Annotated in this window: 7 protein-coding genes; 3 read left to right on the forward strand and 4 right to left on the reverse strand. The window is 69.7% G+C overall.

Going from position 1 to position 6,911, the window contains the following annotated elements; genetic code table 11:
* Positions 1–167, reverse strand: a 167-nt coding sequence (locus KBI44_20815) for a DUF1572 family protein (GenBank protein ID MBP9146926.1), incomplete at its 3' end; no start/stop codon positions are given.
* Between the two features lie 50 nt (positions 168–217).
* A complete protein-coding gene (locus KBI44_20820) occupies positions 218–1,123 on the reverse strand; it encodes an NAD-dependent epimerase/dehydratase family protein (protein ID MBP9146927.1) in 906 nt (301 codons plus the stop codon).
* A 279-nt stretch (positions 1,124–1,402) separates the two neighbouring features.
* Between KBI44_20820 and KBI44_20825 the strand changes: the two genes are divergently transcribed.
* Both KBI44_20825 and KBI44_20830 read left to right on the forward strand, forming a co-directional pair.
* Positions 1,403–2,209 carry a sulfurtransferase gene (locus KBI44_20825; protein MBP9146928.1) on the forward strand — a complete coding sequence of 269 codons (807 nt, stop codon included), beginning with the start codon at positions 1,403–1,405 and terminating at the stop codon, positions 2,207–2,209.
* A gap of 30 nt (positions 2,210–2,239) precedes the next feature.
* Complete coding sequence (locus KBI44_20830; protein MBP9146929.1) at positions 2,240–3,181, forward strand: hypothetical protein; 942 nt, start codon at positions 2,240–2,242, stop codon at positions 3,179–3,181.
* Positions 3,182–3,244: 63 nt separating this feature from the next.
* On the opposite strand, the gene KBI44_20835 is transcribed toward KBI44_20830, so the two are convergent.
* A complete protein-coding gene (locus KBI44_20835) occupies positions 3,245–4,252 on the reverse strand; it encodes a hypothetical protein (protein MBP9146930.1) in 1,008 nt (335 codons plus the stop codon).
* 96 nt (positions 4,253–4,348) lie between these two features.
* On the opposite strand from KBI44_20835, the gene KBI44_20840 reads away from it, so the two are divergent.
* Complete coding sequence (locus KBI44_20840) at positions 4,349–6,298, forward strand: DUF2207 domain-containing protein (GenBank protein MBP9146931.1); 1,950 nt, start codon at positions 4,349–4,351, stop codon at positions 6,296–6,298.
* A 109-nt stretch (positions 6,299–6,407) separates the two neighbouring features.
* Here KBI44_20840 and KBI44_20845 read toward each other — a convergent pair whose 3' ends face one another.
* Complete coding sequence (locus tag KBI44_20845) at positions 6,408–6,728, reverse strand: hypothetical protein (GenBank protein ID MBP9146932.1); 321 nt, start codon at positions 6,726–6,728, stop codon at positions 6,408–6,410.
* Positions 6,729–6,911 lie beyond the last annotated feature (183 nt).

Consider the following 6,911-nt stretch of genomic DNA (forward strand, 5'->3'; position numbering starts at 1 on the left):
TGCGAGAGGTTGCCGTGCAGGTGGGCGAGGAGATTCGCGATGCTGTTGTTGCCCTCGTCGGCGCGCCACCAGAGCTGCTCATCGGTGAGCGGAGCGACGGCCTGCTCGATCTTCCCCAGGTACTCGCTCCAGTAGTGCTCGGCGAACTCGACCAGCCGGCTGTTCATGGACGCTCCCCCCGATTCAGGTGATGCGCCGCGTGCGAGCGCGGCCGGGCTCAGCCCTGATGCGCGCGGTAGGCCGCGAAGTAGAGGTCGGCCTCGGAGACGAACGAGGCGTGGCGGGGATGCCAGCCGAGAGCGGCCTTGGCGCGGGCGTTGGCGACCTTCTGGTGCGCGCCCAGGCCCTCGGCCAGCGGGCCGAAGCGCTCGACCGCGTCTTCCGGCTCGAGCTGGGTGATTCGCCCGGGAATGCCGGCCGCGGCCGCCACAGCGGCGACCATCTCGCCGACGCGTGGATTCGTGCCGTCGCTGATGTTCAGCGCTTCGCCGCCCGGGGCGCGCTCGGCGGCGAGCACGTAGGCCTCTGCGACATCGTCGACATGTACGGTCGACCAGCAGTTCGTGCCGTCCCCGACCATCTCGACCTCGCCGGCCAAGGCGGAAGCGAACCACGGAACCGTGAGGCCGCCCGAGCCGCCGTAGACGCAGCCGGGACGCAGGACGAGCGTACGCAGCCGGCTGCTGGTGGCGGCGAGGACCATCTGCTCGTGCTCGACGCGCCAGCGCACCAGGTCGAGCGGCGTGAGGGGCGAGGTCTCGTCGACCGTGCGGCCGCCGGTGTCGCCGTAGACCCAGACGCCGGAGGTGTAGAGGAGAGCGCGCGGCGCGGTCGCATCGCGCGAGGCGGTGAGGAAGCTCTCGATCGCGGCGCGGTCGCGCTCGACCGTACTCACCGAGTTTTCGGAGGCGCAATGCACGAAGAGGTCGCAGCCCCGGGCGACGGCGAGGAAACTCTCGGGCGCCGCGAGATCTCCCAGCACCGGCACGATCTCCGCCCGCGCCAGGGCGTGCGCCTTCTCGGAGCTGCGAGCGAGACCGAAGACCCGGTGTCCGGCGCGCCGGAAGGCGGCCGCGACGGCGCTGCCGATATAGCCCGTCGAACCCGTCACGAAGACATTCATGGCAGCCCCCCCTCGATGCGGCCATTCTTACAGCACCCGGCGGCAAGGTACACGACCCCCGGGGTGGGAACGTTGGACAAACTTTCGGGCCCGCCATCCGTCTCTACTCGGATGAACCGACAGACTGCAATCCGTCGCGCCCTGGCTGCGCTGCTTTTCCTCCTCCCAATGGCTGGGCACAGTCGCCAGGCCCCGGCGCCCGCTGCGGCTCCCGCCGGGGAGAACGATCGGCTCGTCTCCAGCAGCTGGCTCGCCAGACACCTGGGAGACCCCGGCCTCGTGCTGCTGCACGTCGGCGACCGGGCGGAATACGACGCCGCCCACCTGCCGGGCGCCTGCTTCGTCGCCCTGCGGGAGCTTTCGTTGCCGACGCCCACTGCCGACGATCTCCGGCTCCAGATGCTCCCGGCGGAGGAGCTGCGGCAGCGGCTCGAAGCGCTCGGCATCTCGGACGACTCGCGGATCGTCGTCTATTTCGGCAAAGACTGGGTCTCGCCGGCGACGCGCCTGCTGTTCACGCTCGACCACGCCGGCCTCGGCGCGCAGACGTCGCTTCTCGACGGCGGTCAGCCCGCCTGGGTGCGCGCCGGTCATCGGGTGACGGCGGAAGTACCCGCGCCGCGCGCCGGGAAGCTCCAGCCGCTCGCGCTGCGGCCGTCGATCGTCGATGCGAAGTTCGTGCTCGAGCACCGGGCGAAGCCCGGGTTCGCGCTCATCGACGCCCGTGACGCCGACTACTACACCGGCGTCGAGACTGGCGGCTCGCCGGAACGCCCGCATCGTACGGGTCACATCGCGGGCGCCCGCAGCGTTCCCTTCGACGCCATGACGACGGCCGACCTCCACCTGCGCCCCGAGAAGGAGCTCCGGGAGCTCTTCACGGCCGCCGGGGTGGCGCCCGGCGACGTCGTCCTCGCCTATTGCCACATCGGCCAGCAGGCGACGGCGGTGCTCTTCGCGGCCCGCAGCCTCGGCCACGAGGTGCGGCTCTACGACGGCTCGTTCGAGGAGTGGTCGCGCCTCCCGGACTACCCCGTGGAGAGGAGCACGGAGACTCGGCAGGCCGGGGAGAAGGCGACACCCTGACCCGACGGCGGCGTGCTACCCTGCGCCGCCATGACGAGCTCAAGCCCGGTCTCCGGCATCGCCCTCGCCCTCCTATCGGCCGCCCTCTGCACGGGCACCCCGGTTCGGGCCCAGCTCACTTCCGTCTTCGCCGACGGCTTCGAAAGCGGCAACACCCTGGCCTGGTCGGCGAGCGCCGGTGAGCCGGCGCTTGCGCCCGCGGAGGTCTTTCGCCTGAGCGATCTCGACCTGCGCGATCCGCATCTCTACGTGACCGTCCCGATCGTCGGCTGCTTCGACTTCACCGACCAGGACTTTCCGTTTGGACTGGGACAGTCGTTCAACGGCCAGCTCCAGGCGGCGATCACGGGCGACAGCGAACCGGACGGACTCCTCGACAGCTCGTTTCTGTTGGAGTACCGGCCGTTCGACGAGGCGGCTGCCGGCCTGAGGGTCGATCTCGGGAACGGCCTCTGCACGGCGCCGATGGCCGGCACGACCTGCGCGCCCGATCCGGCAAGCGTGCCGCAGACCGCGCTCTACGACGGACAGGCCGCGGGAAGCTGCCTCGGGGCGCTCGACGGGACGACCCACCCGCCCTACACCCCGGAGGTGGCGAGTGTCGCCGGTCCCTGCTTCGTCTCCGCGCCGCGCCGCGTGGTCTTCGATCTCAACGGAGTCGTGCTGCCGCTCACGGACCTGCAGATTGCCGGCGACTGGACGGCGACGCCGGTGACAGGGTTCGCGACCGGGCTGATGCGCGGCTTCCTTTCCGAGGCCGAGGCGGCGACCGTGCTGCTCCCGGCGGGGCTGCCGATCGTCGGCGGAGACCCGATCACCGTACTGCTGCCGGGAGGTGCCGGCAACTGTGCCGGCCACGACGATCGCGACACTCGGCTCGGCATTTCCGGCTGGTGGTTCTACTTCAACTTCCCCGCCGACGCCGTCCTGTGGACCGGCGACGCGATCGGGGCCGGCGCCGGAAACGGATGAGGCCGGCATGACGCCGGCCCCGGGAAAGACGCTCCGATCTTCGGGCGGAACTTCCGATTTCGTTCAGCCGCCGGCCTTGAGCGCGGCCAGGGCTTTTTCGGCGGCTTCGGCGCCGGCCTTGTCGCCCATCACTTTCAACACTTCGATCTTGCGCTCGTAGGCCTTGAAGTTGCGCGGTGCGACGGCGATCGCCTTGTCGAGCTCGGCGGCCGCCTCCGGGTACTTCTTCTCCTTGATGGCGAGCTCGGCGAGCGCGCTGTGGGCCTGATGGAGGGTCGGATCGATCGCCAGCGCCTCGTTGAAGCGAGCGCGGGCGAGATCGACCTCCTTGGCGTTTCCGGCCAGGGCGCCGGCGTTGTAGAGGAGCTTCGCGACCTCGGGCGAGCGGTCCTTGGCGGCGAGCGCCGTCAGGGCGGCGTCGGCGCCCGGCTTGTCGCCGAGTCCGGTCAGGGCCTCGTAGCGGCTGCGCACCGCGTGCAGATCGTTGGGATCGAGCGCCAGCGCCTGGTCGGCATGGGCGAGCGCCTTCGCCCACTGGCTCTGCTCGAGCTCGATGAGCGCGAGGACGCTGTAGGCCTTGGACATCTTCGGGTCGGCGGCGATCGCGAGCTCGAGCTGGGCCGCGGCGCGGGCGAGGTCCTTCGCCTGCAGCGCCTTGGCGCCCTCGTTGTAGTACTCGACGGCGGTGATGGCCGGGAGGGTGACCTTGATCGTCGCCACTTCACCCTTCTTGAACTTGGTCGTGGCGAAGTCGACGTCCTGTGCGAACTCCTTGTAGCCCGACTTCACGACCTTGAAGCTATAGAGGCCCTTGAACTCGACCAGTTGGCCGGAGCACTTGCCCGCGGCGTCGGTCTTCGCCGTGAACGAGAACGGCGTGACCGTGGAAGAACTGGTGATCGCGACGTCGGCGCCTTCGACCGGCGCTCCTTCGAGGGTGGTGACGACGACTTCGAACGGTGCCTTCGGCTTGTCGGCGGCGAAGGCGACGGCGGATGTGCCGAGGAGAAGGACGGCGGTGGCTGCGATGGCTGCGCTGGCTGCGGTAACTGCGGCGGGGGATCGTTTCACGGGCGTCTCCTTGCGGACGGGAGGGTTCGAAAAGCGGGCGCCGGTAGTATATGAAAAGAGTTCCTCAAACGCCGCCCTCAGACTCCGGAGGACACGATGGCTCGCAGCCGCACCAGGAAGCACGGCTCCGCACTCGCACTCACCCTGCTCGGCTCCTTCGCGCTCGCCTCCGGGTCGCAGGCCAAGGAGCTTCACTGGCGCGCGCTCGAGGTCGAGGCGCGGCTCGAGTCCGACGGCACGCTCGCGATCTCCGAGACCCAGCGCATGGTCTTCACCGGCGACTGGAACGGCGGCGAGCGCGTCTTCCGGCTCGGCCGGGGGCAGCGCCTGACGCTCGACCGGCTCGTGCGCCTCCACACGAGCGGCGGGGGCGCCACCGAGCTCGAGGAGGGCAGTCTCGACGAGGTCGACCGCTACGCCTGGGCCTCGTCCGACACGCTGCGCTGGCGCAGCCGCCGCCCCTCCGATCCGGAGTTCGCCGCCACTGCGCTCGACTACCGGCTCGACTACCGCATCACCGGCGCGCTCAGGAAGACCGGGGAGCGCGCCTATCAGCTCGACCATCAGTTCGCCTTCACCGACCGCGACGGCGCCATCGAGCGCCTCGTCGTGCGCCTCGCGCTGGCGCCGGAGTGGCGCGCGGCCGCGGGCCTCCCGGTCTCCTGGGAGTTGGGACCGCTCGCCCCGGGCGAGGGCTTCGTCCTCACCACCGACTTCGCTTTCCAGGGCGAGACTCCGCCGGCGAACGCCGCGCCGCCGCAACTGCCGCGCTGGCTGCGCACCGGTGTCGTGGCAGCATTCGTCGCCGGCGCACTGTTCTTCCTGCTCGCCATGCGCGTCCGCGACCGCGCGCTCGGCCGCTTCGCGCCCGGGCCGCGCGCCCGGATCGACGCCGCCTGGCTCGAGGAGAAAGTCTTCTCCCTCCCGCCGGAGGTCGTCGGGGCGATCTGGGATCGCCACGTCGGCAGCGCCGAGGTGGCGGCGACGCTCGCCCGCTTGACGCAGGAGGGCAAGCTCAAGTCCGAAGTCACCACCTCCGGACGGATCTGGAAGAGCGAGAACCTCCACCTCGAGCTGCTCACCGACCGTGCCAGCCTGTCCGACTACGAGGGCAAGCTGATCGACGGCCTGTTCGGAGTCGACCGGTTCACCGACACCGAGGCGATCCGCAAGCGCTACAAGAGCACCGGTTTCGACCCCGCGGCGAAGATCCGGTCCGGCCTCGAATCGAGCCTCAAGCGCGTTCGCGGTTTCGCCGACGGCAGCCCGAAGCCGTCCTGGCGTCCGACGGCGCTGCTCTTCCTGGCCGGCCTCTTCGTGCTGACGTTCGCGGCGATCACCTCCGCGAGCGGTCTGTTCGGTCCAAAGACGCCGGGTGCGATCGGCCTCAGCGTCGTCCTCGTGCTCGCGCTCTGCGCCGGCTCGGTACCAGGGTGGATCGGGGCGCTCTCGGGGCAGGGTCGGGTCGGCGGGATCGCTGTCGCGACCTTCCTGCTGCTGCTCTCCGAGCTCGCGATGGCGGGCGCGCTCTGGGCTCTCTCGGGGTGGCCCGGGGCGACTGCCGGCCATCTCGCCGGCGCGCTGCTCGTCGCGCTGGCGCTGGCGCGTTCGCAGGCCAACGTCCTCGCGACGCGCGAGAGCGCCGAGAGCCTCGCGCGGAGGAGGGAGCTCGTCGCGGCGCGCGACTACTTCGAAGCGGAGCTCGCGAAGCGGGAGCCGCAGCTCGACGATCGCTGGTTCCCCTATCTGCTCGCCTTCGGACTCGCCCCGAAGATGGAACGCTGGTTCCGCCGCTTCGGAGGACTCGCCCAGACCAGCGGCTCGACCTACACGTCGATGGCGGGCGGCGGCAGCTGGGGCAGTGGCGGCGGTTCGGGTGGATGGAGCGGCGGTGGCGGCGCGTTCGGCGGCGGCGGCGCCTCGGCGACCTGGGCGATGGCGGCGACGGCGATGTCTTCGGGTGTGTCGGCGCCGAGCTCGAGCGGCAGCGGCGGAAGCTCGGGTGGTGGCGGCAGCTCGGGCGGTGGTGGCGGCGGGGGTTGGTGAGGCGCGGGGCCCTGCTGAGACAACACGATGGAGACAACACGGCCCTGGCTTCGAAGAGTGACTTCGCCCGCCAGGGCCGCTCGAATCGGTGAGCCGAAGAGAGACGGGCTTACATCATCGGTGACGGCGCAGGCATGGGAGCCGGCGCAGCCATCTTCGCTACCTTCTTCTTGGCGGCCTTCTTCTTCGGAGCGGCCTTCTTCGCGGCGGGCTTCTTGGTGGCCTTCTTCGCGGCGGGCTTCTTGGTGGCCTTCTTGGCCGCCTTCTTCTTGGCTGCAGGCTTCTTGGTGGCCTTCTTGGTGGCCTTCTTGGTCGCCTTCTTCGCTACCTTCTTCTTCGCGGCCGGCTTCTTGGTGGCCTTCTTCGCGACCTTCTTCTTCGCTACCGGCTTCTTGGTGGCCTTCTTCGCGGCTTTCTTCTTCGCTGCCATTCGCTACCTCCCTCGGTTAGGCGATCTCGCGATCGCTCCCTTCCGGTCCTCGAGCTGTGCTTCCCGCTCGCTCTCGCGAGACAAAAACGGAAAGAGGCTCCGGAAGAGCGTTGATTTGTTCTTCATTGTCAACATTTTCGCGTGAGATGCAAGAGTTTCGTGAAAGTTTTTTTCGAATCTCTC

The sequence above is a fragment of the Thermoanaerobaculia bacterium genome, assembly GCA_018057705.1.
Taxonomy (GTDB): domain Bacteria; phylum Acidobacteriota; class Thermoanaerobaculia; order Multivoradales; family JAGPDF01; genus JAGPDF01.

Excerpts from the sequence above, each read along its gene's own strand:
- KBI44_20820 (MBP9146927.1), bottom strand. The coding sequence starts at position 1,123 with ATGAATGTCTTCGTGACGGGTTCGACGGGCTATATCGGCAGCGCCGTC.
- KBI44_20830 (MBP9146929.1), top strand. The coding sequence starts at position 2,240 with ATGACGAGCTCAAGCCCGGTCTCCGGCATCGCCCTCGCCCTCCTATCG.
- KBI44_20840 (MBP9146931.1), top strand. The coding sequence starts at position 4,349 with ATGGCTCGCAGCCGCACCAGGAAGCACGGCTCCGCACTCGCACTCACC.
- KBI44_20845 (MBP9146932.1), bottom strand. The coding sequence starts at position 6,728 with ATGGCAGCGAAGAAGAAAGCCGCGAAGAAGGCCACCAAGAAGCCGGTA.